Annotated in this window: 23 protein-coding genes; 12 read left to right on the top strand and 11 right to left on the bottom strand. The window is 70.8% G+C overall.

Annotated elements, in window-relative coordinates:
- Nucleotides 1-23: 23 nt before the first annotated feature.
- On the top strand, nt 24-587 hold the full coding sequence (locus tag ACU5E9_RS11240; protein WP_456809998.1) for a TetR/AcrR family transcriptional regulator: 564 nt from the start codon (nt 24-26) through the stop codon (nt 585-587).
- A gap of 16 nt (nt 588-603) precedes the next feature.
- On the opposite strand, the gene ACU5E9_RS11235 is transcribed toward ACU5E9_RS11240, so the two are convergent.
- Both ACU5E9_RS11235 and ACU5E9_RS11230 read right to left on the bottom strand, forming a co-directional pair.
- Nucleotides 604-1710: a Gfo/Idh/MocA family protein gene (locus ACU5E9_RS11235; protein WP_456809997.1), complete on the bottom strand. Its 1107-nt coding sequence runs from the start codon at nt 1708-1710 to the stop codon at nt 604-606.
- A complete protein-coding gene (locus ACU5E9_RS11230) occupies nt 1707-2510 on the bottom strand; it encodes a sugar phosphate isomerase/epimerase family protein (RefSeq protein ID WP_456809996.1) in 804 nt (267 codons plus the stop codon). Before ACU5E9_RS11230 ends, ACU5E9_RS11235 begins: the two co-directional genes overlap by 4 nt.
- Before the next feature lie 278 nt (nt 2511-2788).
- On the opposite strand from ACU5E9_RS11230, the gene ACU5E9_RS11225 reads away from it, so the two are divergent.
- From ACU5E9_RS11225 to ACU5E9_RS11215, 3 genes are all read left to right on the top strand, one after another.
- Nucleotides 2789-4138, top strand: a complete 1350-nt coding sequence (locus ACU5E9_RS11225; protein WP_456809995.1) for a hemolysin family protein — start codon at nt 2789-2791, stop codon at nt 4136-4138.
- Nucleotides 4131-5171: a hemolysin family protein gene (locus tag ACU5E9_RS11220; protein ID WP_456809994.1), complete on the top strand. Its 1041-nt coding sequence runs from the start codon at nt 4131-4133 to the stop codon at nt 5169-5171. Before ACU5E9_RS11225 ends, ACU5E9_RS11220 begins: the two co-directional genes overlap by 8 nt.
- Nucleotides 5172-5303: 132 nt before the next feature.
- Nucleotides 5304-5684 (top strand): DUF1622 domain-containing protein, encoded by a 381-nt coding sequence (locus tag ACU5E9_RS11215; RefSeq protein ID WP_456809993.1) that lies wholly within the window; start codon nt 5304-5306, stop codon nt 5682-5684.
- On the opposite strand, the gene ACU5E9_RS11210 is transcribed toward ACU5E9_RS11215, so the two are convergent.
- The 3 genes from ACU5E9_RS11210 to ACU5E9_RS11200 form a co-directional block, all read right to left on the bottom strand.
- Complete coding sequence (locus tag ACU5E9_RS11210) at nt 5681-6838, bottom strand: methyltransferase (RefSeq protein ID WP_456809992.1); 1158 nt, start codon at nt 6836-6838, stop codon at nt 5681-5683. The genes ACU5E9_RS11215 and ACU5E9_RS11210 overlap by 4 nt on opposite strands.
- 197 nt (nt 6839-7035) lie before the next feature.
- Complete coding sequence (locus ACU5E9_RS11205) at nt 7036-8028, bottom strand: LLM class F420-dependent oxidoreductase (RefSeq protein ID WP_456809991.1); 993 nt, start codon at nt 8026-8028, stop codon at nt 7036-7038.
- A gap of 50 nt (nt 8029-8078) precedes the next feature.
- Complete coding sequence (locus tag ACU5E9_RS11200) at nt 8079-8693, bottom strand: signal peptidase II (protein WP_456809990.1); 615 nt, start codon at nt 8691-8693, stop codon at nt 8079-8081.
- Between the two features lie 114 nt (nt 8694-8807).
- On the opposite strand from ACU5E9_RS11200, the gene ACU5E9_RS11195 reads away from it, so the two are divergent.
- The 6 genes from ACU5E9_RS11195 to ACU5E9_RS11170 all read left to right on the top strand — a co-directional run bounded on the left by ACU5E9_RS11195 (nt 8808) and on the right by ACU5E9_RS11170 (nt 15509).
- Nucleotides 8808-9191: a DUF1801 domain-containing protein gene (locus ACU5E9_RS11195; protein WP_456809989.1), complete on the top strand. Its 384-nt coding sequence runs from the start codon at nt 8808-8810 to the stop codon at nt 9189-9191.
- A 121-nt stretch (nt 9192-9312) separates the two neighbouring features.
- Nucleotides 9313-10317, top strand: a complete 1005-nt coding sequence (locus tag ACU5E9_RS11190; protein ID WP_456809988.1) for a diacylglycerol/lipid kinase family protein — start codon at nt 9313-9315, stop codon at nt 10315-10317.
- A gap of 29 nt (nt 10318-10346) precedes the next feature.
- Nucleotides 10347-11171: an alpha/beta fold hydrolase gene (locus tag ACU5E9_RS11185; protein ID WP_456809987.1), complete on the top strand. Its 825-nt coding sequence runs from the start codon at nt 10347-10349 to the stop codon at nt 11169-11171.
- Nucleotides 11168-11890, top strand: a complete 723-nt coding sequence (locus ACU5E9_RS11180) for an esterase/lipase family protein (protein WP_456809986.1) — start codon at nt 11168-11170, stop codon at nt 11888-11890. The genes ACU5E9_RS11185 and ACU5E9_RS11180 overlap by 4 nt, the downstream gene beginning before the upstream one ends.
- A 125-nt stretch (nt 11891-12015) precedes the next feature.
- Nucleotides 12016-14667 carry a DUF4062 domain-containing protein gene (locus ACU5E9_RS11175; RefSeq protein ID WP_456809985.1) on the top strand — a complete coding sequence of 884 codons (2652 nt, stop codon included), beginning with the start codon at nt 12016-12018 and terminating at the stop codon, nt 14665-14667.
- Nucleotides 14664-15509 (top strand): hypothetical protein, encoded by an 846-nt coding sequence (locus ACU5E9_RS11170; protein ID WP_456809984.1) that lies wholly within the window; start codon nt 14664-14666, stop codon nt 15507-15509. The genes ACU5E9_RS11175 and ACU5E9_RS11170 overlap by 4 nt, the downstream gene beginning before the upstream one ends.
- A gap of 89 nt (nt 15510-15598) precedes the next feature.
- Here the strand turns inward: ACU5E9_RS11170 and acs are convergent, their stop codons facing one another.
- The 4 genes from acs to ACU5E9_RS11150 all read right to left on the bottom strand — a co-directional run bounded on the left by acs (nt 15599) and on the right by ACU5E9_RS11150 (nt 21092).
- Nucleotides 15599-17701 (bottom strand): acetate--CoA ligase, encoded by a 2103-nt coding sequence (acs, locus tag ACU5E9_RS11165; protein WP_456809983.1) that lies wholly within the window; start codon nt 17699-17701, stop codon nt 15599-15601.
- Nucleotides 17702-17998: 297 nt separating this feature from the next.
- On the bottom strand, nt 17999-18805 hold the full coding sequence (locus ACU5E9_RS11160) for an ABC transporter permease (protein ID WP_456809982.1): 807 nt from the start codon (nt 18803-18805) through the stop codon (nt 17999-18001).
- A gap of 110 nt (nt 18806-18915) precedes the next feature.
- Nucleotides 18916-19965 (bottom strand): aliphatic sulfonate ABC transporter substrate-binding protein, encoded by a 1050-nt coding sequence (locus tag ACU5E9_RS11155; protein WP_456809981.1) that lies wholly within the window; start codon nt 19963-19965, stop codon nt 18916-18918.
- Nucleotides 19966-20096: 131 nt separating this feature from the next.
- Nucleotides 20097-21092: an ABC transporter ATP-binding protein gene (locus tag ACU5E9_RS11150; RefSeq protein WP_456809980.1), complete on the bottom strand. Its 996-nt coding sequence runs from the start codon at nt 21090-21092 to the stop codon at nt 20097-20099.
- A 204-nt stretch (nt 21093-21296) separates the two neighbouring features.
- On the opposite strand from ACU5E9_RS11150, the gene ACU5E9_RS11145 reads away from it, so the two are divergent.
- Both ACU5E9_RS11145 and ACU5E9_RS11140 read left to right on the top strand, forming a co-directional pair.
- A complete protein-coding gene (locus tag ACU5E9_RS11145; protein WP_456809979.1) occupies nt 21297-22133 on the top strand; it encodes an SDR family oxidoreductase in 837 nt (278 codons plus the stop codon).
- 209 nt (nt 22134-22342) lie between these two features.
- On the top strand, nt 22343-23110 hold the full coding sequence (locus tag ACU5E9_RS11140; protein ID WP_456809978.1) for a VIT1/CCC1 transporter family protein: 768 nt from the start codon (nt 22343-22345) through the stop codon (nt 23108-23110).
- A gap of 172 nt (nt 23111-23282) precedes the next feature.
- Here the strand turns inward: ACU5E9_RS11140 and ACU5E9_RS11135 are convergent, their stop codons facing one another.
- Nucleotides 23283-23990: a M50 family metallopeptidase gene (locus ACU5E9_RS11135; RefSeq protein ID WP_456809977.1), complete on the bottom strand. Its 708-nt coding sequence runs from the start codon at nt 23988-23990 to the stop codon at nt 23283-23285.
- A 1-nt stretch (nt 23991) separates the two neighbouring features.
- Nucleotides 23992-24573 (bottom strand): GNAT family N-acetyltransferase, encoded by a 582-nt coding sequence (locus tag ACU5E9_RS11130; protein ID WP_456809976.1) that lies wholly within the window; start codon nt 24571-24573, stop codon nt 23992-23994.
- Between the last annotated feature and the right edge of the window lie 21 nt (nt 24574-24594).

Genomic DNA, 24594 nt, shown 5'->3' with positions numbered 1-24594 from the left:
CGAAGGGTGTGGCGAAGCGTGCCTTGATTCTCGAGACGGCCCTGGCGCTCGTGGCTCGCAAGGGGTTCCACCAGACCTCGGTGCGCGACATTGCCGACGCGGTGGGGCTCACCCAGGCCGGCCTGCTGCACTACTTCGAGTCCAAAGACGACCTCTGGGTGGCCATCCTGCGCACCAGGGACGAGGTCGACGCGGCGAAGGACCCAGAGGATCCCGACCCGGCGGCCACCTTCGCGGCCCTGATCCGGCACAACGCCGAAGTGCCCGGGCTCGTGCAGATGTTCGCCAACCTGTCCGCCGCTGCGGCGACGGACCCCGCGCATCCGGCGCACGACTACTTCCGGGAACGCTACGCGCACTCGCGGTCCACCATCACCGCGGGGCTGGCCCGGATGCAGGCATCCGGCCGGCTCGACGCCACGGTCGACCCCGAGGTGCTCGCGTCGATCCTGATGGCGGTCAGTGACGGCATGCAACTGCAGTGGATGTTCGACGAGAGCCGGGACATGGGCGCGCACGTCGAGGCCGTGATCGCGCTGGCCCGGCCGGGAAACCGTCCGCCGGCGGCAAACGGTTCCCCGGCCTGACCGGGCGGGCTGGGCGCTACAGGGTCGCCGTAGCGGGGTCCCAGTCCTCGGCGAGCGGTGTGGGCTGTTCGATGCTCGACGCCACGTCGACCGTTGACCCGCTCTCGGCGGCCGCCGAGATAGCCAGCAGCACGTCGAGCACGTGCGCCGCGACGGCGCCGCTGGCGCGCTCGGGCACGCCGGCCCGGATCGAGCGGGCCAGGTCGAGCACGCCGGATCCGCGGCCGTAGGTGGACCCGACCGCGGAAATCGTGGTCGGCTCCGCCTGGCCGAAGCGCCAGAGCGTGGACTCACCCTCGAAGGTGTTCGGGTCCGGCAGCACAATGGTGCCGTCGGTGCCGCTGATCTCCACGAAGCCCATCCGCGGCAGGGCGTTCTGGAAGCTGAACGTGGACTGCGCGGACTGGCCACCCTCGAACGCGATGACCGCGGCGTGGTGCGTGGGCACCTCGACCGGGAACTCGGTGCCGGCGCGGGGGCCGCTGCCGATGGTGCGGATGGCGCTGGACTTCGACGACACCGCGCCCACCCGGCTGGCCGAGCCGAAGGCGTGCACGAGGGTGGTGATGTAGTACGGCCCCATGTCGAAGAGCGGTCCGGCGCCGAGCGCGAAGAGGAACTCCGGATTCGGGTGCCAGGCATCCGGGCCGGGAACGTGGAACATCGTCGTCGCCGTGAGCGGCTCGCCGATGTCGCCGCGCGCGATCGCCCGCATGGCCGTCTGGATGCCCGCGCCGAGCACGGTGTCCGGGGCGCACGCGACCCGGAGGCCGGCGTTGCTCGCCGCGGTGAGCAGTGCGGCGCCGGACTCGTGGTCCAGGGCCAGCGGCTTCTCGCTCCAGACGTGCTTGCCGGCGGCGATGATCTTCTCGCCCACCTCGGTGTGCACGGCGGGGATGGTGAGGTTCACGACGATCTCGATGTCGTCCCGGGCGAGCAGCTCGTCGACGGAGCCGTGGCCGGGCACCCCGTAGGCCTCCGCCTGCGCCTGGGCGCGAGCGAGGTCGAGGTCAGCGACGAAGAGCACGTCGAGGTCGGCGAACGCGGTCATGTTCTCGAGGTAGGTGCCGCTGATCACGCCGGCGCCGATGACGCCGACGCCGACACGTCCGGTGCGGGTCACTTGTCGTTCTCCGCAAGCCAGGCGAACGAGGCCGCGATGCCCTCGAAGACATCACCGGCGTAGCCGTCGAACTCCACCACGCGCAGGGCGTGCGGGGCGGCCGCGAGGATCGCGGCAACGCCGACGTCTCCGCTGCCGGCCGGCAGCTGGTCCTTGAAGGCCGCGGTGAGCTCGTCCGACACCTTCAGGGCGCTTTCGTTGCTCGGCAGGGTCGTGGCGATGGTGCCGGCGATCGGGCCGTCCTTGACGTGCAGGAACTGCACGCGGTCGCCGAGGCGGCGCAGCAGCTCGGGGGTGTCGGCGCCACCGACCGTCGACCAGTAGGTGTCGAGTTCGAGGGCGACGTCGGGGGTGAGCCGCTCGACGAACAGTTCGTAGATGCTGCGGCCGTCGACCTGGTTCGCGAACTCCCACTGGTGGTTGTGGTAGCCGAAACGCAGGCCCTGCGCGGCGGCGATCGCCTGCAGCTCGTTCACCCGGTCGGCGATGCGGGCGGCGTCGTCGGCGGTCTGCCAGCGGTCGGTCGGGATGAACGGGTCGATGACGGTGCCGATGCCGAGCTGCGCCGCGGCGTCGAAGGTGCGGGCCGGGTCGGCGGAGTCGATGACCGGGGCGTGGCCGGACGGTGCGGTGATGCCGGAAGCGGCGAAGGCCTTCTCGAACTCGTCGGCGCGTTCCACGAACGAATACGGCTCGACCTGGGTGAAGCCGATCGCGGCGACCCGGGCGACGGCGCCCTGCAGGTCGGCGGAGACGGCATCCCTCACGGTGTAGAGCTGGACTGAGGGTGTGCTGGACATACTTGCTCCTTTGGAAGTGATGGCGGATGCGGCCCCGACCGCGTGTGGTGCTCGTCGCGCGGGCCCATTCAATTATCTGCAGTGACAAACCTAACGTCGATAGGTTTTAATTCCAAGGGTTTGAGTCATTCATTACGTCGCGGGCTCCCGCGCCCGCCGCATCCTGTGCGTTTGTACAGGATTCGTCACTAGGCTCGATCCACTATGGATGACCCTCCCACGCACAAACCCATGCTCCCTGCCCGCCCCGAACGCTTCCGGGCGCAGGGAGCCACCTCGTGAACGAATGGGTCATGGTGGGCCTCGGGCTCATCCTCACCTTCGGAACCGGCGTGTTCGTCGCCGCCGAGTTCGCCCTCGTCACCCTCGACCGCAACGAGCTCGAGGCACGCCGCGATCGCGGCGAGAAACGCCTCGGCCCCACCATCAAGGCGCTGCGGATCACCTCCACGCACCTCTCCAGCGCGCAGCTGGGCATCACACTGACGACCCTGCTCACCGGGTACACCTTCGAGCCGGCGATCAGCTCACTGCTCCGCGGCCCGCTGCTCGGCCTCGGCGTGCCGGACGGTTTCGTGCCGGTGCTCGGCACCGTGATCGGCATCGCCCTGGCGACGCTGTTCTCCATGGTGATCGGCGAGCTCGTGCCCAAGAACTTCGCGTTGGCCGTTCCGCTGGCCACCGCGAAATTCGTGGTGCCGCTGCAGGCGGCTTTCACGGCCGTCTTCAAGCCCGTGATCCTGCTGTTCAACAACACCGCGAACGCCCTCATCCGCCTGGTCGGCATCGAGCCGAAGGAGGAGCTCTCCGGCGCCCGCAGCGCCGAGGAGCTCGGCTTCCTCGTGCGCCGCTCGGCGATGGAAGGCTTGCTCGACGCCGACCACGCCGAGATGCTGGACCGCACCCTGCGGTTCTCCGACCACTCGGCCGCCGATGTGATGACCCCGCGCGTGCAGATGGCGTCGGTGCGGGCCGGCGACACCGCCGAGAGCATCGTGGCGCTGGCCAGCGCCAATGGGTACTCCCGCTTCCCGGTGATCGGCCGTGACACCGACGACATCCTGGGCGTGCTGCACGTGAAGCAGGCCTTCGCCGTGGATCTCGGCCGCCGCTCCCTGGTGCGAGCGGACGAGCTGATGCTGCCCGCCCTGCGGGTGCCCGAGTCGATGGGCGTGGACCGGCTGCTCGGCACGCTCCGCGAGGAGGGACTGCAGATCGCCGTGGTGTCCGACGAGTACGGCGGCACCGCCGGCATCGTCACGCTCGAGGACCTCGTGGAGGAACTCGTCGGCGAACTCGAGGACGAACACGACCGGGCCAAACCCGGCATCGTGCGCACCGGCCGCTCGATCGTGTTCGACGCGGGCCTCCGCCCCGACGAACTCCTCGAGCGGGTCGGCGTCACCGTGCCCGACGACGGCGACTACGAGACCATCGCCGGCTTCGTGACCGACCGGCTCGACCGCATGCCCGAACTGGGCGACACCGTGCCCATCGACGTGGGCACCCTGCGGGTCGAGCGGATGGACGGAGCGCGCGTCTCGCGCATCCGGCTCACCCCCACCGAAACCGCGGCCGACCTCGACCCGGTGACCGCTGTGATTGAAGGGAGGCTGACCCATGAGTGAGTACCTTCCCGGGCTGCTCTGGCTCGTTGTGCTGCTGGCCGTGAACGCGTTCTTCGTCGGCGCCGAGTTCGCCGTGATCTCGGCCCGCCGGTCGCAGATCGAGCCCCTCGCCGCCCAGGGCAACACGGCCGCCAAGACCACCCTGTGGGCGATGGAGCACGCCACCCTGATGCTGGCGACCTCGCAGCTGGGCATCACCGTGTGCTCGCTGGTGATCCTCAACGTGTCGGAGCCGGCGATCCACCACCTGCTCGAGATCCCGCTGGGCCTCACCGACCTGTCGCCGGCGGCCATCAGCGCGATCGCGTTCGCGGTGGCCCTGGCCCTGGTCACGTTCCTGCACGTGGTGCTGGGCGAGATGGTGCCCAAGAACATCTCGTTCTCGGTGCCCGACCGGGCCGCGCTCATCCTGGCGCCGCCGCTGGTGTTCGTGGCGCGGGTGTTCAAGCCGGTGATCTTCAGCCTCAACTGGCTGGCGAACGCCGTGCTGCGGCTGTTCCGGGTGACGCCAAAGGACGAGGCCACGAGCGCGTTCACCCTCGACGAAGTGGCCGGCATCGTGCGGCAGTCCACCCGGGAGGGCATGCTGCTGGATGCCTCCGGCACGCTCTCGGCGGCGTTCGAGTTCACCACCAAGCGGGTCTCCGACGTGGAGGTGCCGCTGGCGGGGATCGTATTCCTGCCGGAGCATGCATCCCCGGCCGACCTGCAGCGGGCCGTGGCCGCGCACGGGTTCTCCCGGTACATCCTCACCGGTGCGACCGGGGAGCCGGCCGGCTACCTGCACCTCAAGGACGTGATGGACCTCACCGGGGCGGACGCGTTCGCAGAGCCGGTGCCCGCCAAGCGGGTGCGCAGGCTGGCGACGGTGCTGCGCGACAGCGACCTCGAAGACGCCCTCGCGGCCATGCGCCGCACCGGCTCGCACGTGGCCTGCTCGTTCGACGCGAACGGCGTGGCCACCGGCGTGCTGTTCCTCGAGGACATCATCGAGGAGCTCGTCGGCGAGGTGGAGGACGTCACCAGCGCCTGACCGCCCCCGAGCACGCAACTGTTCCCCGTGCGGACAATTGCACCCGGTGTGCCGGGTGCAATTGTCCGGAACGGGAACAGTTAGCCGGGAGTATCTTCGCCGCAGGGCAGGATAACGGCGGGAGCGCGGCGGATGACGTTCGAGCAAGTGATCGAAGCGGCCGTGCGGGTCGTCGAGGTGATCGGCGCGGCCATCATGGTGCTGGGCGGGCTGGCCGCCCTGGTCGGCGGCATCCCGTGGGCGATCCGCCCCGCTACCCGCTCCGCGGCCTACGAGCGGATGCGCCGCAACCTCGGCCGGTCGATCCTGCTCGGCCTTGAGGTGCTGATCGTGGCCGACATCATCCGCACGATCGTCGTGGAACCCACGGTGGAGAGCGTGCTGGTGCTCGGCGCGATCGTGATCATCCGGGTGCTGCTGAGCTTCTCCCTCGAGGTGGAGATGGACGGTGTCTGGCCGTGGGCGCGTTGGCGCACCACGGGCAAGGCGTCCGCGCCGAGCGCGTCGGACTAGGCCCGGGCCAACCGCCAGAGCGAGGTGACCTCGGCCGCGCGGGCCGCGTGCAGCGGGTCGGTGCTGTCGCTGACCTTGCGATGGGTGGGGCGGATGTCCAGCCGCGCGACCACGGTAAGGCCGGCGTCGTCGATCAGGTCGAGCAGCTCGCCGCGGGAGCGCAGCCCGAGCAGGTCGGCCAGGTTGGAGAGAATGAGCCAGCCCTCGCCATCCGTGGTGAGGTGCTCGGTGAGGCCGGCCAGGAAACCGCGGAGCATGCGGCTGTCGGGATCGTAGACGGCGAAGTCGGTGCCGACGGCAGCCGAGGCGGGCAACCACGGCGGATTGCAGACCACGAGGTCGGCCCGCCCGGCCGGGAACAGGTCGGCCTCGACCAGCTCGACCTGGGCGGAGTAACCCAGCCGCTCGAGGTTCTCGCCGGCGCAGGCCAGCGCGCGCGGCTCCATGTCGGTGGCGACGATGCGCTCGACGCCCCGCTGGGCGAGGAGGGCGGCAATCACGCCGGTGCCGGTGCCGATGTCGAACGCCACCGCGGGAGCGGCCAGGGGAGCGGTGGCCACGAGGTCGAGGTATTCGCCGCGCACCGGTGAGAACACGCCGTAGTGCGGGTGGATGCGGCCGCCGAGCGCCGCCACGGGCACCCCGTTGCTGCGCCACTCGTGCGCGCCGATGACCCCGAGGAGTTCCCGCAGCGAGGTGACCGACGGCCGGTCGGCGGGCCCGTAGGCCTCGGTGCAGGCCTGTCGCACATCGGGGGCGCGGCGCAGCTTCAGGGTGTAGTCGGCGTCCAGCGGAACGAGGACCAGGCCGAGCAGGCGGGCGCGGCGGAGGGCCTCGGCCCGGTGCGCCTCGAACGCCGCCCTGAGGTCGACGGCGGGGGTGCGGCGGTGCCGGTCGACCCGACGGGTCATGGCCGTGAGCAGCTGCCGGGCGTTGTGGAAGTCACCGGTCCAGAGCATGCCGGTGCCCGACTTGGCCATCCGGTAGGCGGCATCCGCGGTGAGGGTGTCGTCGACAACGACCACCCGGCGCGGCACCGGCCAGCCGCCCTCTGAGCGCCAGAGCGCGATGTGCTCAGTCTCGCCGGTGTGCCAGCGGATGTCGGCGGGCGCCGCTGCGCTCTGGGTTTCGGCGGGGGTGTTCGTGCTGGACATGGTGTCCGCTCTTGTGACACGACACGTGTGGTTTCGGTCCGCCCGGGTTCGTGCACCCGGGAATGCCGGCCGGGACCTGCAGCGAGCAGAAGGCTCCGCGACCTGACTCGAGTATCGCATCCGCCGAGTTGCCCCGCTGCGGACGAGTTGCCCCGGTAGAGCGGGGCAACTCGTCCGGAAGAGGGCAACTCGGGGCGCTACTGCAGTGCGGGCATGACCTCGCGCTCGAACAGCTCCATGCCGGAACGGTCGTAGGCGGCCTCGGGGAAGTAGTGGATGGCGTAGCCGAGGCCGCGCTCCTGCATGCCTCTCAGGCGCTCCACCACCTGCTCCGGCGTGCCGACACCCTGGGCGGCGCCGCCGCGGTAGTCGGCCATGTACGTGGCCGTGCCCTCCGCGCCCAGGTACGGGGCCACCCGGGCTTCGATGGCGTCGAGGCGCTCCGCGACCTCGGCCTCGTCCCGGCCGATCACCGTGTTGTAGTTGGCCGACCGCACGATCGCGTCGAAGTCGGTGCCCTGGGTCGCGCAGTGCCCGCGCAGTAGCTCGCTCTTGTGGCTGAAGCCCTCGGGGGAGCCGTCGAAGTTGGTGTAGTTCGCGTACTGCGCGGCGATGCGCAGGGTGACCTTCTCGCCGCCGCCGGCGATCCACAGGGGGATGCCGCCCTCCTGCAACGGCAGCGGCCGCACGATGGCGCCATCCACCTGGTAGTGCTCGCCGTTGAGGGTGGCGGTGCCGGTGGTCCAGGCCTGCTTCATGATCTGCACGCCCTCGTCGAGGCGGGCCAGCCGTTCGCCGGCGCGGGGGAAGCCGTAGCCGTAGGCGCGCCACTCGTGTTCGTACCAGCCGGCGCCGATGCCCATCTCGACCCGGCCGCCGGAGATGATGTCGATCGTGGCCGCGACCTTGGCCAGGTACGCCGGGTTGCGGTAGCTCATGCAGGTGCACATCTGGCCCAGCCGCACCCGGCTGGTGGTGGCCGCGAAGGCGCTCATCAGGGTCCACGCCTCGTGGGTGGCCTCCTCGGTGGGCACCGGAACGGTGTGGAAGTGGTCGTACACCCAGATCGATTCCCAGGCGCCGGCATCCGCGTGCGCGGCCAGGCCGCTCATCGCCGCCCACTGCTCCGCGGGGTCGATGCCGACCAGGTCGTGACGCCAGCCTTGGGGAATGAAGAGTCCGAATCGCATGCGCCCAGCCTAGGGGCGCGCTGGTCGGACCTTCGGTTACTCGGGAGTGCTCAGGATGGCGCGTCGCCGGGCTTGCGCGGCTCTCCGGGCGCCTCGGTCTCGGCGGGCGCATCCGTCTCACTGGCCGCGTCGTCGGCGTCCGAGACGGGCCGCAGGTGCACGCCCATCAGGGTCAGCACGGCGAGCATGATGGCGCCGGCGAAGATCGCGATGTCGGCCACGTTGCCGATGAAGAGGTTGCCGTAGCCGATGAAGTCCACCACGTGGCCGCGAGCGAAGCCAGGGTCGCGGAAGAGCCGGTCGCCGAGGTGCGTGGTGGCGCCGCCGAGCAGCAGCCCGAGCGCGATCATCCACCCCGTGGACTCCACCCGCCAGGCCAGCCGGGCGATGAACACCACGGCGATCGCGGCGAGGACCGCGAAGACCCAGGTGGAGCCGGCGCCGATCGAGAAGGCGGCGCCCGGGTTGTAGACCAGCACGAAGCGGATCAGGTCCCCGATCACGGGGATGACCTGGCCGTCGCCGAGCGCGGATTCCGCCCACCACTTGCTGCCCTGGTCGAGCAGGATCACCAGCACGGCGATGGCGAAGGCCGGCCAGGCCAGCCGGGAGGCCCGGCGGGAACGGGTCGGGGTCGGCGGCGGGGTCTGGGCGGCAGAAGTCACCTGAATATCGTCTCAGGCTTTGGGCAGCCTCAGCGCACGAATCCGCGTGGTTGACTGTCAATCAGCTCCACGGCACCGGCCGGATGGTGCCGCATACGACAGAGGGACGAGCCCATGACTCCGAGCGAAGAGATCGACACCCTGATCGACAAGCACCCGGACTGGCGCGGTGCCGCCCTGGCGAAGCTCCGCCAGAGCATCCTCGACGTGGACCCCGGCATCATCGAGGAGTGGAAGTGGATGGGCGCCCCGGTCTGGGAGCTCGGCGGCATCCTCGTGGTGGGCAACATCTTCAAGAACAAGGTGAAGCTCGGCTTCATGTACGGGGCCTTGCTGGACGACCCCGACAACCTCTTCAACGGCGAGCTCGGCGGCAACCAGCGCCGCTCGATCGAGCTCGCCGAGGGGGACGAGGTGGACGAAGCGGCCCTACAGACCCTCATCCGCCGGGCCATCACCCACAACCAATCCAGAGTGACGAAGACGACGAAGAAATAGAGCCCCGCGTCGTCCGCCTCCTGGCAGGCGGGCCGTGTAGCGTAGGTGCACCCGTACGCTGCCGGCCGCAGCGGGCCCAACCGAGCGTGATCATCCGCTCACCTGCCTGAGGAGACCGCGCATGTCGTCACCGACCGACGCCGACATCACGACGAGCGACACCGCTGCCAGCACGGAAGTCGCCGCCGTCGTCTACAACCCGATCAAGGTGGACCTCGACGCGATCAAGCGCGTCGTCGCGGCAGCGGAGGCCGACGCCGGCTGGGGCGAGACGCTCTGGTTCGAGACCTCGAAGGAAGACCCGGGCCAGGGCGCTGCGCAGGACGCCCTCGACGCCGGCGCCACCGTCGTGATCGCGGCGGGCGGCGACGGCACCGTGCGCGCGGTGGCCGAAGTGGTGCACGGCAGCGACGCTGCACTCGCCCTGCTGCCGTCGGGCACCGGCAACCTGCTGGCCCGCAACCTCAACCTCAGCCTGGACAACCTCGAGCACTCGATCACCACCGCGTTCACCGGAACCGACCGCAAGGTCGACATCGGCCGGATCGAGATCCGGCACGAGGACGACACCGTCGGCAAGCACGCCTTCCTGGTGATGGCCGGCCTCGGCCTGGACGCCAAGATGCTCGCCAGCACCAACGAGGAGCTCAAGGCCAAGATCGGCTGGCTCGCCTATGTGGGCGCGATCGTCACCGCCCTCAAGGACCGCAACCAGCTGCGCCTGCGCTACAGCCTCGACGGCGGCCCCACCAAGTCGGTGCGCGCACACACCGTGATCGTCGGCAACACCGGCACCCTCACGGCCAACGTGCTCCTCCTGCCGGAGGCGGTGATCGACGACGGCCAGTTCGAGATGCTCATGCTGCGCCCGGAGGGTTTCGTGCACTGGCTGCAGATCATCGTGAAGGTGTTCTGGGAGAACGGCGTGCTGCGCCGCACCCCGCTCGGCCGCCGCATGATGACCAAGGAGGTCGAGGCGCTCAACTACGTCAAGGGCCGTGAGGTCACCGTGAAGCTCGGTCGCCCGGAGGAGATCGAACTCGACGGCGACGGCTTCGGCACCGCCACCGCGTTCAAGGCGAAGGTGCTGCCCGGCGGCCTGAGCGTGCGGGTTCCCCGCGAGTGACCGACCGGGCCGGTGGTGCGCATCCGCGGATGCGTGAGCTGACGCTGCCGGTCACCGGCGGCACCGTGAACGTGCGCTCCACCCCGGGCCCCGGCACGGCGGATGCGCCGGTGTTCGTGCTCGTGCACGGCATCGGCATGTCCCACCGCTACCTCGACCGGCTGCACAACGAGCTGGCCGCAACGGGCGCCGTGCACTCGGTGGACCTGCCGGGCTTCGGCCGCTCGCCCAAGCCGGCGGACGGGGTGTCGATCGAGCAGTACGCCGACTACCTCGGCGAGCTGCTGCCGATCCTCAGCGACCGGCCGGTCGTGCTGGTCGGGCATTCGATGGGCGCCCAGTTCGTGACCGAGACCGCGGCGCGCCATCCAACGGTGGTGGCCCAGCTGGTCTTGATCGGCGGCGTCACCGACCCCACCCGCAATTCGGCGCTCCGCCAGGCCCTCGCCCTGGGCCGGGACACCCTGAAGGAACCGGTATCCGGCACCGTGATCGTGCTGGGCGACTACCTGCGCTGCGGTCCGCGCTGGTACCTCGCCACGCTGCGGCCGATGCTCGACTACCGCACCGACCTGCGGCTGCGGGATGTCTGCGCGCCGACCCTGGTGATCCGCGGCGAGGACGACCCGGTGTCGCGCCACGACTGGGGTGTGCACCTGGCCGCGGCGGCCCCGCTGGGCACGCTGCTCGAGCTGCCCGGCCGGCACCTCGTGCAGTTCAGCGCCGCCACCGCCACGGCGGCCGGCATCCGGGCGCACGTCGCCACCACGAGTGCCGGCGCGGCGGCGGACGGCACGGCGTTCGACGCCACGGCAGTCGGCGGCGCGACCCTCGACGAGCCCGTCGCGCCGTGACCGGCGAGCCCGGCCGGGTGCCGCCGGGGCGGCTGCGCGCCGCCTTGCGCAACGCCGGCTCCTGGCTACTGGACTACCGGTACGCCGTCGCCGCGCAGGTGCGGGCCGCCCTCTCCCGCACCAGCGCCGACGACCTCGCCACGGGCGAGGCTGCCCCGGTGCTGATCATCCCCGGGATCTACGAAACCTGGCCGTTCATGCGCCCGCTGATCGACGCGCTGCACGAGCACGGGCATCCCGTGCACGTGGTGACGCCGCTGGGCGCCAACCGGCGGCCGGTGGTCCCTTCGGCCGAGATCGTGGCCGAGTACCTGCGCCGGCACGACCTGCACGATGTGGTGATCGTGGCGCACAGCAAGGGCGGCCTGATCGGCAAGTACCTCATGACCCAGCTCGACCCGGCCGACCGGGTCGATCGCCTGATCGCGGTCAGCACCCCGTTCTCGGGCTCCCGGTACGCCCGCTACATGCTCATGCCCAGCCTGCGCGCGTTCGCCCGCAGCAACCCGTACCTGGCCGCCCTCGCGGCGGACGAACGCCTGAACACCCGGGTGGTGTCGATCTTCGGCCGGTTCGACCCGCACATCCCGGAGGGCAGCGTGCTGCCGGGGGCGGAGAACATCCTGATCAACACGGGCGGCCACTTCCGTATCCTCAGCCACCCCGACACCCGCCGGCACGTGCTCGAGGCCGCCGCCCGCCCCGCCGCCCCGCGCTAGCCCTGCGGCTCGCCCGCTTTCGCGAGCTGAACCGGGTGCGCGACCGCACGGATGGGGTTATTTTGGGCGGGGACGGCCGCCTATCGGCGCGGCCGGATCATCCGTTCTCGTGAGCAGGAGCGCCCATGTCCGGGCTGTCATCGGCTATCCGCACCCCCGACCAGAAGCTGCGGGTGTTCATCAGTTCCACTCTGAAGGAGCTGGCGCCCGAGCGCCGGAGCGCCCGCATCGCGGTGGAACGGCTGCACCTGGCGCCGGTGATGTTCGAACTCGGCGCCCGGCCGCATCCGCCCCGCGACCTGTACCGGGCCTACCTCGAGCAGAGCAATATTTTCGTGGGCATCTACGGCGACCGGTACGGCTGGGTCGCGCCCACCGAGACCGTGTCGGGGCTGGAGGACGAGTTCAACCTCTCCGGCACCCTGCCCAAGCTGATCTACATCCGCGAAACCGACGGGGAGCGTGAGCCGCGGCTGAACGACCTGCTCGAACGCATCCGCACCGACGACACCGCCTCGTTCAAGTACTTCACCGGCCCGGATGCGCTCACCGACCTGCTCGAGGCCGACCTGGCCACCCTGCTGGCCGAGCGGTTCGCCGCCAGTACTGTGGCCGCCGGGACCGATGCCGAGGCCGCCGAGTCCGACGATGTGCTGAGCACGTTCCCGTCGCCGGTGACCGAGCTGATCGGCCGGGAGCGGGAGGTCGCCAGCCTGAAACGCATCCTGGGGCGCGACGCCGTGCGACTGGTGACGGTGACCGGACCGGGCGGAATGGGCAAGACCCGGCTGGCGATCGACGTGGGCGAGGACCTCGCCGGGCGGTATCCCGACGGGGTGTACTTCGTCGACCTCGCCCCGGTGCAGGACCCGGCCAATGTGGCCACCGCGATCGCGCAGACCCTCGGCGTGCGCAACACCGGCGACGGCCCGGTGGAGGACAAGCTGCTGATCGCCCTGCGCGGGCGCCGGGTGCTGCTCGTGCTGGACAACTTCGAACAGGTGCTGCCCGCCGCCGCCATGGTGACCCGGCTGCTGGCCGCCCTGCCCACCCTGAACGTTCTCGTGACCAGCCGTGCGCTGCTCCGGGTCAACGGCGAGCACAACTTCGAACTCGGACCGCTCGCGCAACCGCAGTTGAACGGCGGCGGACCGGATGACGTGCCGCTTGACGCCGCCCGGCAGTCACCGGCCGTCACCCTCTTCGTCGAACGGTCCCGGGCCGTGCGACCGGATTTCGAGCTGACCGGGGCGAACGTCAGCGCCGTCGTGCGGATCTGCGCCGCCCTCGACGGGGTGCCGCTCGCGCTGGAACTGGCGGCCGCGCGCATCCGGCTGCTGTCGCCCGAGCTGATGCTCGCCCGCCTGGACCGCCGGCTCCCGTTGCTGACCGGCGGGGTCACCGACCTCCCGGCGCGACAGCAGACGCTGCGACGCACGATCCAGTGGAGCACCCAGCTCCTCGGCGAGGAGGAACAGCGGCTGTTGGCGCGGCTGGGCGTGTTCGTGGGCGGCTTCACCCTGGAAGCCGTGGAGAGCATCTGCGCCGGCGATGACACCGATGTGCTCGGCATGCTCGGGGTACTGGTGGACAGCAGCCTGGTGCGGCAGGAGGAGCGGCCGCAGCAGACCTACTTCACCATTCTGGCGACCGTGCGGGAGTACGCGCTGGAACAGTTGGAGGCCTCCGGCACCCTCGACGACCTGCGGCGGGCCCACGCCGAGTACTACGTGCGGGTCGCGGCCGACGCCGACCGGCTGCTCGACGGTGAACAGCAGGGCGAATGGATGTCCCGGCTCGTCGACGACCGGGACAACCTGCGGGCGTGTGAACGGTTCTACCTCGACACGGGCGAATGGGAGAGCGCGACGGCCTTCGCGTGGTCGCTCTACCTGTACTGGTGGATCGGCGGCCACCTGGGCGAGGTGCGCGGCTGGATGGACGACCTGCTGGCGTCGGGGGCCGAGCTGTCGCCGGCCGCGCGTGCCCGGGCGCTGTACTTCACCGGCGCCATCCGGTTCTGGCAGGACCCGGTGGAGGGGATCACCCAGACCCTCACCGAGAGCGCCGCCCTGTTCGAGCAGGAGGGGATGCCGCGCGCACAGGCGCGGGCCCTGGTGTCGGTGGCGCTCGCCGCGTTGGAACGGGGCGACGCCGAGGAGGCCGAGTCGGTGCTGGAGACCAGCGTGCACCTCTTCCGCGGAGCACAGGACCGGTGGGGGGAGGCGATGGCCCTCGTGTCGCTTGGCCTGGTGGCCACGCTGCGGCAGAAACTGACCTCGGCCCTCAACCGGTTCGAAGAGAGCCTGGCGCTCACTCTCCGCCAGAAGGACCAGCTGGGCGCCACCATCGCCCTGCACCACTGCGGCTGGGCGCATCTCCTGCTGGGCGATGCGGATGCGGCGACGGCCCAGTTCGAGGACGCCCTGGTGCTGTCGCGGGACCTGGGCCACAACGAGGGTGTGGCCTACGGGCTGGAGGCGCTGACCGCCATCGCCGCGCAGCACGGCGATGTGGTGCGGGCCGGGCGGTTGTTCGGTGCGGCGCAAGCGCTGCGGAAGCAGACCGGCCTCTACAACGCCCCGTCGATCTCGTTCCACCGCGCCTGGGTGGACCCGCTGCAGTCCGGTCCGCTGGCCGCGGAGTTTCAGAAGGGCGAGAGGGAGGGCCACCGGCTTGGCGTGCGTGCCGCCGTGTCTTACGCGCTGCCGCCGGCCAAGGGCGGTGCGATCGACCTGTACGGGGAACGGTTGGCCGCGTCGAAGGACACGGAGTGACCCGCTCGGCGACCCTCACCCGGCAGGGCGCGGACAGGCTGCACCCCGCCGCCCGGTGGCTTGCGGTGCTGCTGGTGCCGTTCCTGGTGGTGGCGACCGTGTTGCTGTATGTCTTTCCCACTCGCACCGAAGTGCTCTTCGCCTGGACCATCGCGCCGCCGCTCAGCGCGCTGTTCCTGGCCTGCGCCTACATCGGCGGCATCTGGTTCTTCGTGCGGGTGGTCCGGGAGACGCGCTGGCACCGCGTGCGCCGGGGCTTCGCCGCCGTGCTGGTGTTCGCGACGTTGCTGGGCGCCGCCACGGTGCTGCACTGGGACCGATTCCACCAGGGCACGTTCATCTTCGTGGTCTGGGCCACGCTCTACGTCACCACCCCGTTCCTTTCGGCGGCGGTGCTCGGGGTGCACCGGGGCCTGGACGACGGCCGCCCCGAGGAGCGGGACTTTCTCCTGCCCGTCGCCGTGCGGGCGGTGCTGGTGACGGTGGGGGTGGCGGCGCTCGCCGCGGGGCTCGCGCTGTTCATCCTCCCGGTGGAGCTCGGCCCGCTCTGGGCGTGGGAGCTGACCCCGCTGACCGCGCGGGTGGTCGGCGCCGTGCTCACCCTGCCCGGCATGGTGAACGTGTGGATGATCCGGGACGCCCGCTGGAGTTCGTTCCGCAAGATCTTCCAGGCGCAGATCCTCAGCCTGATGTTCATCCTCCTCGCCCTGATCCTCGGCCGCGATGCCCTGACCGGCCCGAGCGCGCTGCTGGTGGTGACGGGGCTCGGGTTTTCCTTCGTCGCCTACGTCACCCTCTACGTGTTCTGCGAGCGCCGCCTCCGGGCCGCGCCCGCACCGTAAGCCCCTGCGCAACTGTTCCCCGTGCGGACAATTGCACCCGGTGTGCCGGGCCCTTTTGTCCGCAGCGGGACCAGTTGCGGATGGTGCGGCTAGCCGCGGGCGGCCTGCACGATGGCCTGGATGCGGCCGGGCACGGTGTCGTCTTGGAGCGAGGTGACGTCGCCGAGCGGTCGGCCGTCCACGATGTCGCCGAGCAGCCGGCGCATGATCTTGCCCGAGCGGGTCTTGGGCAGGTCCGGCACCAGGAACACGTCCCGGGGCTTGGCCACCGCGCCGATCTCGTGCGTGATGTGCGCCCGCAGCTGCGGAGCCAGCTCGTCCCGGAGGGCCAGCCAGGCGGCCGGGTCATCCGTGACCGGGTCCACCGCGGGGATCACGAACGCGGCGATGCCCTCGCCCGTCGTCGCATCCGCCACACCCACCACGCCCGACTCGCCGACGGCGGGATGCGACACCAGCGCCGACTCGATCTCGATGGTGGAGAGCCGGTGGCCGGACACATTGATCACGTCGTCGACCCGGCCGAGCAGCCAGATGTCGCCATCGTCGTCGTACTTGGCACCGTCACCGCTGAAGAAGTAGCCCTGTTCAGCGAAGCGGGCCCAGTAGGAGTCGCGGTAGCGTTCCGGGTTGCCCCACACCGTGCGGGCCATGCCCGGCCAGGTGCCGGCCAGCACCAGGTAGCCGCCGGTGCCGTGCGGAACCGGTTGGCCGGCGTCGTCCACCACCAGCGTGCTGAGCCCGGGCAGGGCGCGCAGCGCGGAGCCGGGCTTGAGGGTGCTCACCCCGGGCAGCGGCGCCATCACGGCCGCGCCGGTCTCGGACTGCCACCAGGTGTCCACGATCGGCGCAGTGCCGGCGCCGACGTTCTCCCGGAACCACACCCAGGCCTCGGGGTTGATCGCCTCGCCGACCGAGCCGAGCAGGCGGATGCTGGACAGGTCGTGTTCGGCGGGTAGGCCATCCGGGAACCAGGTCATGAACGTGCGGATGAGCGTCGGCGCCGTGTAATACGTGGTGACGCCGTACCGCTGAATGATCTCGAAGTGCCGGCCGGGGTGCGGGGTGTTCGGGGTGCCCTCGTAGATCACCGAGGTGGTGCCGTTGGAGAGCGGGCCGTAGTGCACGTAGCTGTGCGCGGTGACCCAGGCGAGGTCGGCGGTGCACCAGTGCACGTCGTCGTCCTTGGCGTCGAACACGGCCCAGTGGCTCCAGGATGCGTGGGTGAGGTAGCCGCCGCTGGTGTGTACCAGGCCCTTGGGCTTGCCGGTGGTGCCGGAGGTGTAGATGATGAACAGCGGCGTCTCGGCGTCGAAGAATTCGGGTTCGTGGGTGTCGGGAGCGAGGCCGACGGTGTCGTGCCACCACACGTCGCGGCCCGGTGTCCAGGGGATGTCCGGGGTGAGCTCGCCGGTGCGGCGCACCACGAGCACGTGCTCGATCGAGTCGACGTCGGCGACGGCCTCGTCGGCGGCTTCCTTCACCGGCACGGCCGTGCCGCGGCGGAACTGGCCGTCGGTGGTGACCAGCAGCTTCGCGCCGGTGTCCTCCACCCGGAAGCGCAGCGCCTCGGCAGAGAAACCGCCGAAGACCAGCGAGTGGATGGCGCCGATGCGGGCGACGGCGAGGGTGATGATGATCGTCTCGGGGATCACCGGGAGGTAAATGACGACCCGGTCGCCCTTGACGATGCCGAGGTCGGTGAGCGCGTTCGCGGCCCGCGCGACCTCCTTCTCGAGGTCGGCGTAGGTGAGGGTGCGGCGGTCGCCGGGTTCGCCCTCGAAGTGGAACGCGACCTTGTCACCACGGCCGGCGGCCACGTGCCGGTCGACGCAGTTCACCGCCACGTTGAGCTTTCCGCCGGCGAACCACTCCGCGTGCGGAACGGACAGCACGCCGTCGGCATCCCGGGTGGTGGGCTGCCAGGTGTGGTCGGTGAGCCAGGGCTCGGCCCAGTCGAGGCGCTTGGCCTGCTCGGTCCAGAACGCGACCGAGTCGGCGGCGGCCTTCTCGTACCAGGAGGCGTCGACGTTGGCCTGGGCGGCGAAGTCGGCCGGAGCCGGGTAGCGGCGGTGCTCGGTGGAAAGGTTGCGGATGGTGGCGCTGGTGTCGGTCCAGTCGGCGGTCGCGGCGCGGGTGGCCGGGGTGTGGGTGTCGGTGCTCGGGTCGGTGCTGGTGTCGGGGTTCGGCATGGGCACACTCCGGGGCGGTTCAGGCGATGGTGGGACTGGCGGGCACCTTCGACGCTACGCAGCCGGGGCAGCCGCTGCAGGGCGCGGCGCAACGCGGCGTAACGTACAGCGGCAGACCGTGCCGAGGATTTGCTCCGGTCGCGTGCTTGCCCCGCTGTGCGCGCCCCTTTTTTAGTGGTGGCGTGCGAAAAACGTCGCCGCTCGCGATATGCGGCGCTTTTTCGCGTGCCGCGAGCGCTTTCGCGTGCCGCGAGCATTGACCCGAGCCGCGAGGAACAACCTGCGTCGGCAGGCCGGTCAGGCCCACTTCGTGATGGCCCACTTTTCGAAGACGCCGAGGATCGCGTCGGTGAACTTGCCGAGCAGGGCGAGCAGGATGATTGCCAGCAGGATGCGGTCCACCCGGCCGTTGTTGCCCGAGTCCGAGAGCAGGAAGCCGAGGCCCATCGAGGCGGCGATCAACTCCGCTGCCACCAGGAACAGCCACGCCTGGGCGAGCGCGAGACGCAGCCCGGAAATGACCGAGGGGATGACGGCCGGCAGCTGCACCGCGCCGAACAGCTGCACGCCTCGTAGGCCGAACGCGCGCCCGGCTTCCACCAGCTGCTTGTCCACGTGCCGGAGCGCCTGCGCGACCGTCGTGTAGACGGGGAAGAACGCGCCGATGGCGATGAGCGTGATCTTGGACTCTTCGCCGATCTTGAGCCAGATAATGAGCAGCGGAACCCAGGCAAGCGACGGTACCGCGCGGATGGCGCCGAGGGTGGGCGCGAAGAAGATATCGGCGGCGCGGGAGAGCCCGACGAGTGCGCCGGTGGCCAGCCCCAGGGCGGCGCCGATGGCGAAGCCGATCAACACCCGCTGGGTGGAAATCGCCACGTACAGGGTGAGCTGGCCGCGTTCGAACAGGTCGACCGCAGCGACCCAGACGGATGCCGGTGGCGGCAGCTGGGACACGGTCACCAGGCCCAGGCTGCTGCTCAGCTGCCAGGCCAGGAGGATCAGCGCGGGCAACAGCAGGCCGCCGGCGATGCGTACCCCGCGGCGCGACGTGAACGAGCGGCGCACGGCGGGCGCCGTGCTCGGGGCGAGGGTCTCGGTCATCGGCTGTCCTTTCGTGCGGGCGAGCGGCGGGCGGTGCCGCGGTAGTGCGGGTGGAACGAGCGGCGGATGGCCGGGGCGGCGCGACTGCGCCCGCCCCGGCATCCGCTGGGCTACTCGACGATCGTCGGGTCGGCGTTCGTGGCGAAGGTGTCGTTGATGATGGTGTCGAGGGCGTCGTCGACCTGGCTCTGCTCGAGCACGTCGCCGGTCTCGACGAACACCGGGCCGATGGTGGTGAGCACGTCGAGCTGCGCGTCGCCGGGAACGTTGTCGACGTCGAGGTTGGTGCGCTCGGTGATCACCGTCGTGGCGACGGCGGGGTCGATGGCGGCAACCTCGGCCAGGATGGCCGCGGTGTCCTCTTCGTTTTCGAGCGCCCACGCACGGGCGTGCTCGTAGACGTCGACGACGGTCTGTGCCACATCCGGCTTCTCGGCGATGAACGACTCGGTGGCGTTGAGGAAGCCGTAGCTGTTGAAGTCGACGTTGCGGTAGACCAGCTCGGCGCCGGCGGCCTCCGCGCCGCCCATGATCGGGTCGAGGCCGGCCCACGCGTCAACGGAGCCGTTCTGCAGCGCGGCCCAGCCGTCGGCGTGCTGCAGGTTCTGCACGGTGACGTCCTCCTGGCTGAGGCCCGCTTCTTTGAGTGACTGCAGCAGGAAGAAGTACGGGTCGGTGCCCTTGGTCGCGGCGATCTGCTTGCCCTTGAGGTCTTCGACCGACGTGATGTCGGACCCTTCGGGAACAACGAGGGCGGCCCATTCCGGCTGCGAGTAGATGTCGATGACCTGGATGGGCGAGCCGTTCGAGCGGGCCAGCAGCGCGGCCGAGCCGGCCGTCGAGCCCACGTCGATGGCGTTGGCGCGCAACGCCTCGTTCGCCTTGTTCGAGCCGGCCGACTGCACCCAGTTCACCGTGATGTCCTGGTCGGCGAGGGCTTCTTCGAGCCAGCCCTGGTCCTTGATGACCAGGCTGAGCGGGTTGTAGGTGGCGAAGTCGATGTTGAGGGTGCCGCCCTCGGTGACGACACCGGTGGAGTCCTCGGTGTCGGCGGCGGCATCCGCGGCGGGCTGGTTCTCGCCGGCGACGCAGCCGGTGAGGAGCAGGGCGGCGGTCGCGGTGGAGGCGACCAGGGCGGTGGCGGTGAAGCGATTCTTCATGGCGAGTCTCTCGTTGGGTGCGGGATGCTGCGGGAGGTGAAGCGAATCCATGCTGTGGATGTGGTGCGGTGTGGCGGTGGAACCGGCGCACGATCGGGCTGTGCGAATTCGGGCGAGCAGCGGATCAGGGGTCAGTAAGGGAAGTGCGGGATGCTGGTGCTCGCGGCCACGCCGCGGGCATCGCCGTGCCGGTCGATGCCGAGGCCCGCGAGCAGGCGCCCGCGCAGTTCGGCGAGTTCGGCGGACCCGCGGTCGCGGGGCCGGGATCCGGGCACGGTGATCTCTTGCACAATGGTGGCGCCGGGGGCACGGCCGCCGCCGGCCGTCGGGGCCGGTTTCTGGCCGAGCAGGATGATGCGGTCGGCCAGCTGCAGCGCCTCGTCGACGTCGTGGGTGACGAGCAACACCGTGGTGGGGGCGGCGGCGTGCACGTCGAGCAGCAGGTCCTGCATCTTGAGCCGGGTGAGCGCGTCGAGTGCGCCGAACGGTTCGTCGAGCAGGAGCACACCGGGGTTGCGGGCCAGGGCACGCGCCAGGGAGGTGCGCTGGGCCATACCGCCGGAGATCGCTGACGGCCGGTGCCCGGCGAAGGCGGTGAGCCCCACGAGGTCGAGCAGCTCGGCGACACGGGCGCGCCCGGCCTCGCGGGCGGTGCCGCGCGGCAGGCCGAGGGCCACGTTGTCGGCCACGGTGCGCCAGGGCAGCAACCGGGGTTCCTGGAAGCCGACCGCGCAGCGGGTGTCGAAGCCGGTGACGGCCGAGCCGTCGATCGTGACCGAGCCGGCGCTGGGGGAATCCAGGCCGCCCGCGATCCGCAACAGGGTCGACTTGCCGCATCCGCTCGTGCCGAGGATCGCGAGGACCTCGCCGGGTCGCACGGTGAGCGAGACGTCGCGAAGTACCGGACGGGCGACAGCGATGGACGCTGTCGCGGTGGCGTCGGTGGAGCGGCCTCCACGTGCCTGCCGGCCGCCGGCGGTCGGCGCGAAGGTGCGGCCCAGCCCGGTGAACTCCACGGCGAAGGCCGCATCGGTTCCGGCCGGGGCGCCGGCGGGCACCGACCGTGCGGCGCTACCGGGGGTCGCGGCCGGGCGGGCGGCGGTGCGCGGGGCAGGGCTGGCGGACATGATGGCCGATCGGGTAGTCGGGAGGCGTTTCCTCGACGCTACCCAGACCCTCCCGGGGGCGCACCCCGCGATGAAACGCAACGTAGCAATTGGCCATACGCGCCGCAGGTCAGGTGCGGGCCGACACCCGGTGGTGTATCGGCATCCCTCGGTCCGAACCGTGTGCTGTGACCCTTCCCAGCCGGGACTTGGGATGATTGACCCATGACACGAACCGTTTCCGGAGCCCGCGTGCTGATCACCGGCGCCGCCATGGGCATGGGCCGCCTCTACGCCGAGCGCGCCGTCGCCGAGGGTGCGGCGGCCGTGATCCTCTGGGACCGCGACGCCGCCAGTCTCTCCAGTACCGCCGCGATCCTCACCGAGCGCTCCAACGGTGTGACCCAGATCGCCCCGTATGTGGTCGACATCTCCGACCTCGGGGCGATCGCGCAGACCGCGCAGCGGGTGCGCACCGAGGTGGGCAACCCCGACATCGTGATCAACAACGCCGGCATCGTGCGCGGCTCGTTCTTCTGGGAGCACGACAACGGCGACGACACCCGCCCCATCATGCAGGTCAACGCCCTCGCCCCGATGTACATCACCCGCGAGTTCCTGCCCGCCATGATGCGCAACCCCTACCGCGAGTCCCGCATCGTCAACATCGCGTCCGCCGCCGGCATGCTCTCCAACCCGCGGATGAGCGTGTACGCCGCATCGAAGGCTGCCGTGATCGCCTGGAGCGACTCGCTGCGCCTCGAGCTCGAGCAGCAGGGCTTCGACCAGGTGCGGGTGAGCACCATCGCGCCCAGCTACATCTCCACCGGTATGTTCGACGGCGCCCGCGGGCCGCTGCTCACACCCGTGATGACGCCGGAGTACGTGGTCGACAAGGTCTGGCGGGCCATGCTCGCCGGTCGGCCCCAGCTGCTCATGCCGTGGACCGTCGGCTTCTCCAAAAAGCTGCGCGGCGTGCTGCCGCTGGCCGCCTGGGATGCCGTGGCCGGCCGGGTCTTCGGGGTCTACAACTCGATGGACACCTTCATCGGTCGTCGCTGACCCGTCCGCGCGGGGTCCCGTCGCCGCGAGTTGCCCACCTGCGGTCCACTTGCCCCGGTAGGGCGGGGCAACTCGTCCGCAGCGGGGCAACTCGCCGCGTAAGCCTTCGACGCGGCGGATTAGGTTAGCCTTTCCATGCTCTGATCAGGCAGATTAGGCAAGGCTTTCCACGCTAGCGGAGCCCTGGCGCTGGTGCCTATTGTGACTCTATGGCCATCCTCTCGACCCCCTTCTTCGGGTCCGCCACCCGACCGGCGGATGCCGCGACCGGCGCCGCCACCACGCCCACGGCGCTCTCGACCAGCCTGGCGACCCGGCTCAACTGGCTGCGGGCCGGGGTGCTCGGCGCCAACGACGGCATCGTCTCCGTTGCGGCCATCGTGGTCGGCGTCGCCGGCGCCGGCGGATCCACCCCCGCCATCGTGGCAGCCGGAGCGGCCGGCCTCGTCGGTGGCGCCATCTCCATGGCGCTCGGGGAATACGTCTCGGTCAGCAGCCAGAGCGACAGCCAGCGCGCGATGATCGAGACGCAGAAGGCCGAGCTCCGGGACGATCCCGCCGGTGAACTCGACGTTCTCACCCGCCTGTACGAAGAGCGCGGCCTGGCCCCGGCCACGGCGCGGCAGGTGGCGGTCGAACTCACCGAGAAGGACGCCCTCAAGGCGCACCTCTCGATCGAGCTGAACATCGCCGAAGAGGACGTGGCCAACCCGTGGCACGCCGCCGGGGCATCCGCGCTCGCGTTCACGCTCGGTGCGATCCTGCCGCTGCTGGCCATCCTGCTGCCGCCGGACGCCATCCGCGTGCCCGTCACCTTCCTGGCCGTGCTGCTGGCCCTCGCCGCCACCGGGGCCCTCGGTGCCGGCCTCGGCGGCAGCCGCATCCTGCGCGCCACCGTGCGCGTGGTGCTCGGCGGTGCCGCCGCCCTCGCCGTGACCTGGCTGGTCGGCACGCTGCTCGGCGTCACCGTCTTCTAGCCGCGGAGCATCCGGCCGCCCGCAGCGAGTTGCCGCATTGTGCCCCTTCCGGCGCCCTGAAGGGGCAGTTTCCGGCAACTCGCGAGGAGCCTGCGCGGTGACTTGCCACAAAATGCCCCTTCGAGCGCGCTGAAGGGGCACTTTCCGGCAACTCGCGGGCGGCCCGGCCCGGCTAGATGAGGCCGAGCAGCCGTGCGGCGCCCAGGAGGCAAGCACCGGAGGCGGCGAGGAAGACGACCACCCAGAACAGCCCGGGCAGGTGTGTGAGCCGGGCCAGCTGGTCGGCGTCGGAGGCTCGGCCGCCGCGGCGCGACCGGGTGACCTGCAGCTCCACGACCGTGCGCAGCGCCCCGACCAGCAGGAACGCCGTCACCAGCAGCGCGAACACGCTCTGCACGGTGGGGGAGCCGAACCAGGTCACCCCGAAGACCAGGGCGCCGGTCACGGCGATCGACCAGAGCCCGAACCAGTTGCGAATCTGCACGAGCAGCAGCGCCAAGGCCGCGAGCAGCGCCCAGAGCAGCCCGATGTCGTGGCCCCGGCTGAGCAGCCACGCGGCCCCGAGCCCGAGCGCGGCCGGCGCGATGTAGCCGGCTAACAGCGTGAGCACCATGCCCAGCCCGCGCGGTTTGCCCCGGCTGACGGTGAGGCCCGACGTGTCGGAGTGCAGCCGGATGCCCTGCAGCCGCCGGCCGCTGAGCGCCGCCACCAGGCCGTGTCCGCCCTCGTGCACGATGGTGATGCCGTGCCGGGTCAGCGTCCAGGCCGGCGGCAGGGCCACCAGCGCGACCGCCGCCACAATGGTCAGCCAGGCCGTCAGCGGCGGAAGCGGGGCGTTCCGCGCCGAAACGCGTTGCCAGAATTCGAGAAGCAGGTCCATCTCAGGCGTGAGTGGCCAGGACCATCTCGAGGTGCCGCTCCGACGGTCGGCGGGGGTCGGCGATGTACTCGCCGGTGGCCACGGCGCCGTTCTTCTCGTAGAAGCGGATGGCGCGGTGGTTGCCTTCGTGCACGTGCAGGTGCAGCTTGTCGAGGTGCTGCTCGCCGGTGGCCCACGCCCGCACGGCACCGAGCAGCTGGGTGGCCACGCCCGCGCGGCCCCGATAGGAGGGGTCGGTCCACACGCCGACCAGGTTCGCCTGGACGGGACCGCCGGCGCTCACCGGTCCGTGGGACTCGTGTTGGGGAGACCCGGCCGAGGTGAAGGCGGCCATTGTGCCGATCCACTGCTCGCCGGGTAGGCGGGCCACGACCTGGTAGCTGGTGGGTTCGGCGTTCCGGGCGCCGCGGCGCCGCCAGTCCGATTCGGTGAGGGCGAGGGCGGCGGCGAACGATTCGAAGAAGCCCAGCGGGAAGTTCGCGATCGACCGGAGTCGCACGTCGCGCAGTCCGGCCCAGTCGTCGGCGCCGGGACAGTACAGCTCAATGGGGCGGGGGGTGGCGGACGTTCGAATTGCAGCCATCCCTGCAGGCTAGTCGTGTTG

Source organism: Cryobacterium sp. AP23 (genome assembly GCF_054075385.1).
The sequence above is the reverse complement of the archived record's forward strand: the minus strand, read 5'-3'. Positions and strand labels throughout refer to the sequence as shown.

What these genes read in the sequence shown, in the direction of transcription:
- acs (WP_456809983.1), bottom strand. Translation starts at nt 17,701, where the DNA reads ATGCCGAACCCCGACACCAGCACCGACCCGAGCACCGACACCCACACC.
- ACU5E9_RS11160 (WP_456809982.1), bottom strand. Translation starts at nt 18,805, where the DNA reads ATGACCGAGACCCTCGCCCCGAGCACGGCGCCCGCCGTGCGCCGCTCG.
- ACU5E9_RS11190 (WP_456809988.1), top strand. Translation starts at nt 9,313, where the DNA reads ATGTCGTCACCGACCGACGCCGACATCACGACGAGCGACACCGCTGCC.
- ACU5E9_RS11135 (WP_456809977.1), bottom strand. Translation starts at nt 23,990, where the DNA reads ATGGACCTGCTTCTCGAATTCTGGCAACGCGTTTCGGCGCGGAACGCC.
- ACU5E9_RS11155 (WP_456809981.1), bottom strand. Translation starts at nt 19,965, where the DNA reads ATGAAGAATCGCTTCACCGCCACCGCCCTGGTCGCCTCCACCGCGACC.
- ACU5E9_RS11205 (WP_456809991.1), bottom strand. Translation starts at nt 8,028, where the DNA reads ATGCGATTCGGACTCTTCATTCCCCAAGGCTGGCGTCACGACCTGGTC.
- ACU5E9_RS11130 (WP_456809976.1), bottom strand. Translation starts at nt 24,573, where the DNA reads ATGGCTGCAATTCGAACGTCCGCCACCCCCCGCCCCATTGAGCTGTAC.
- ACU5E9_RS11215 (WP_456809993.1), top strand. Translation starts at nt 5,304, where the DNA reads ATGACGTTCGAGCAAGTGATCGAAGCGGCCGTGCGGGTCGTCGAGGTG.
- ACU5E9_RS11195 (WP_456809989.1), top strand. Translation starts at nt 8,808, where the DNA reads ATGACTCCGAGCGAAGAGATCGACACCCTGATCGACAAGCACCCGGAC.
- ACU5E9_RS11230 (WP_456809996.1), bottom strand. Translation starts at nt 2,510, where the DNA reads ATGTCCAGCACACCCTCAGTCCAGCTCTACACCGTGAGGGATGCCGTC.
- ACU5E9_RS11140 (WP_456809978.1), top strand. Translation starts at nt 22,343, where the DNA reads ATGGCCATCCTCTCGACCCCCTTCTTCGGGTCCGCCACCCGACCGGCG.
- ACU5E9_RS11150 (WP_456809980.1), bottom strand. Translation starts at nt 21,092, where the DNA reads ATGTCCGCCAGCCCTGCCCCGCGCACCGCCGCCCGCCCGGCCGCGACC.
- ACU5E9_RS11220 (WP_456809994.1), top strand. Translation starts at nt 4,131, where the DNA reads ATGAGTGAGTACCTTCCCGGGCTGCTCTGGCTCGTTGTGCTGCTGGCC.
- ACU5E9_RS11210 (WP_456809992.1), bottom strand. Translation starts at nt 6,838, where the DNA reads ATGTCCAGCACGAACACCCCCGCCGAAACCCAGAGCGCAGCGGCGCCC.
- ACU5E9_RS11185 (WP_456809987.1), top strand. Translation starts at nt 10,347, where the DNA reads ATGCGTGAGCTGACGCTGCCGGTCACCGGCGGCACCGTGAACGTGCGC.
- ACU5E9_RS11175 (WP_456809985.1), top strand. Translation starts at nt 12,016, where the DNA reads ATGTCCGGGCTGTCATCGGCTATCCGCACCCCCGACCAGAAGCTGCGG.
- ACU5E9_RS11145 (WP_456809979.1), top strand. Translation starts at nt 21,297, where the DNA reads ATGACACGAACCGTTTCCGGAGCCCGCGTGCTGATCACCGGCGCCGCC.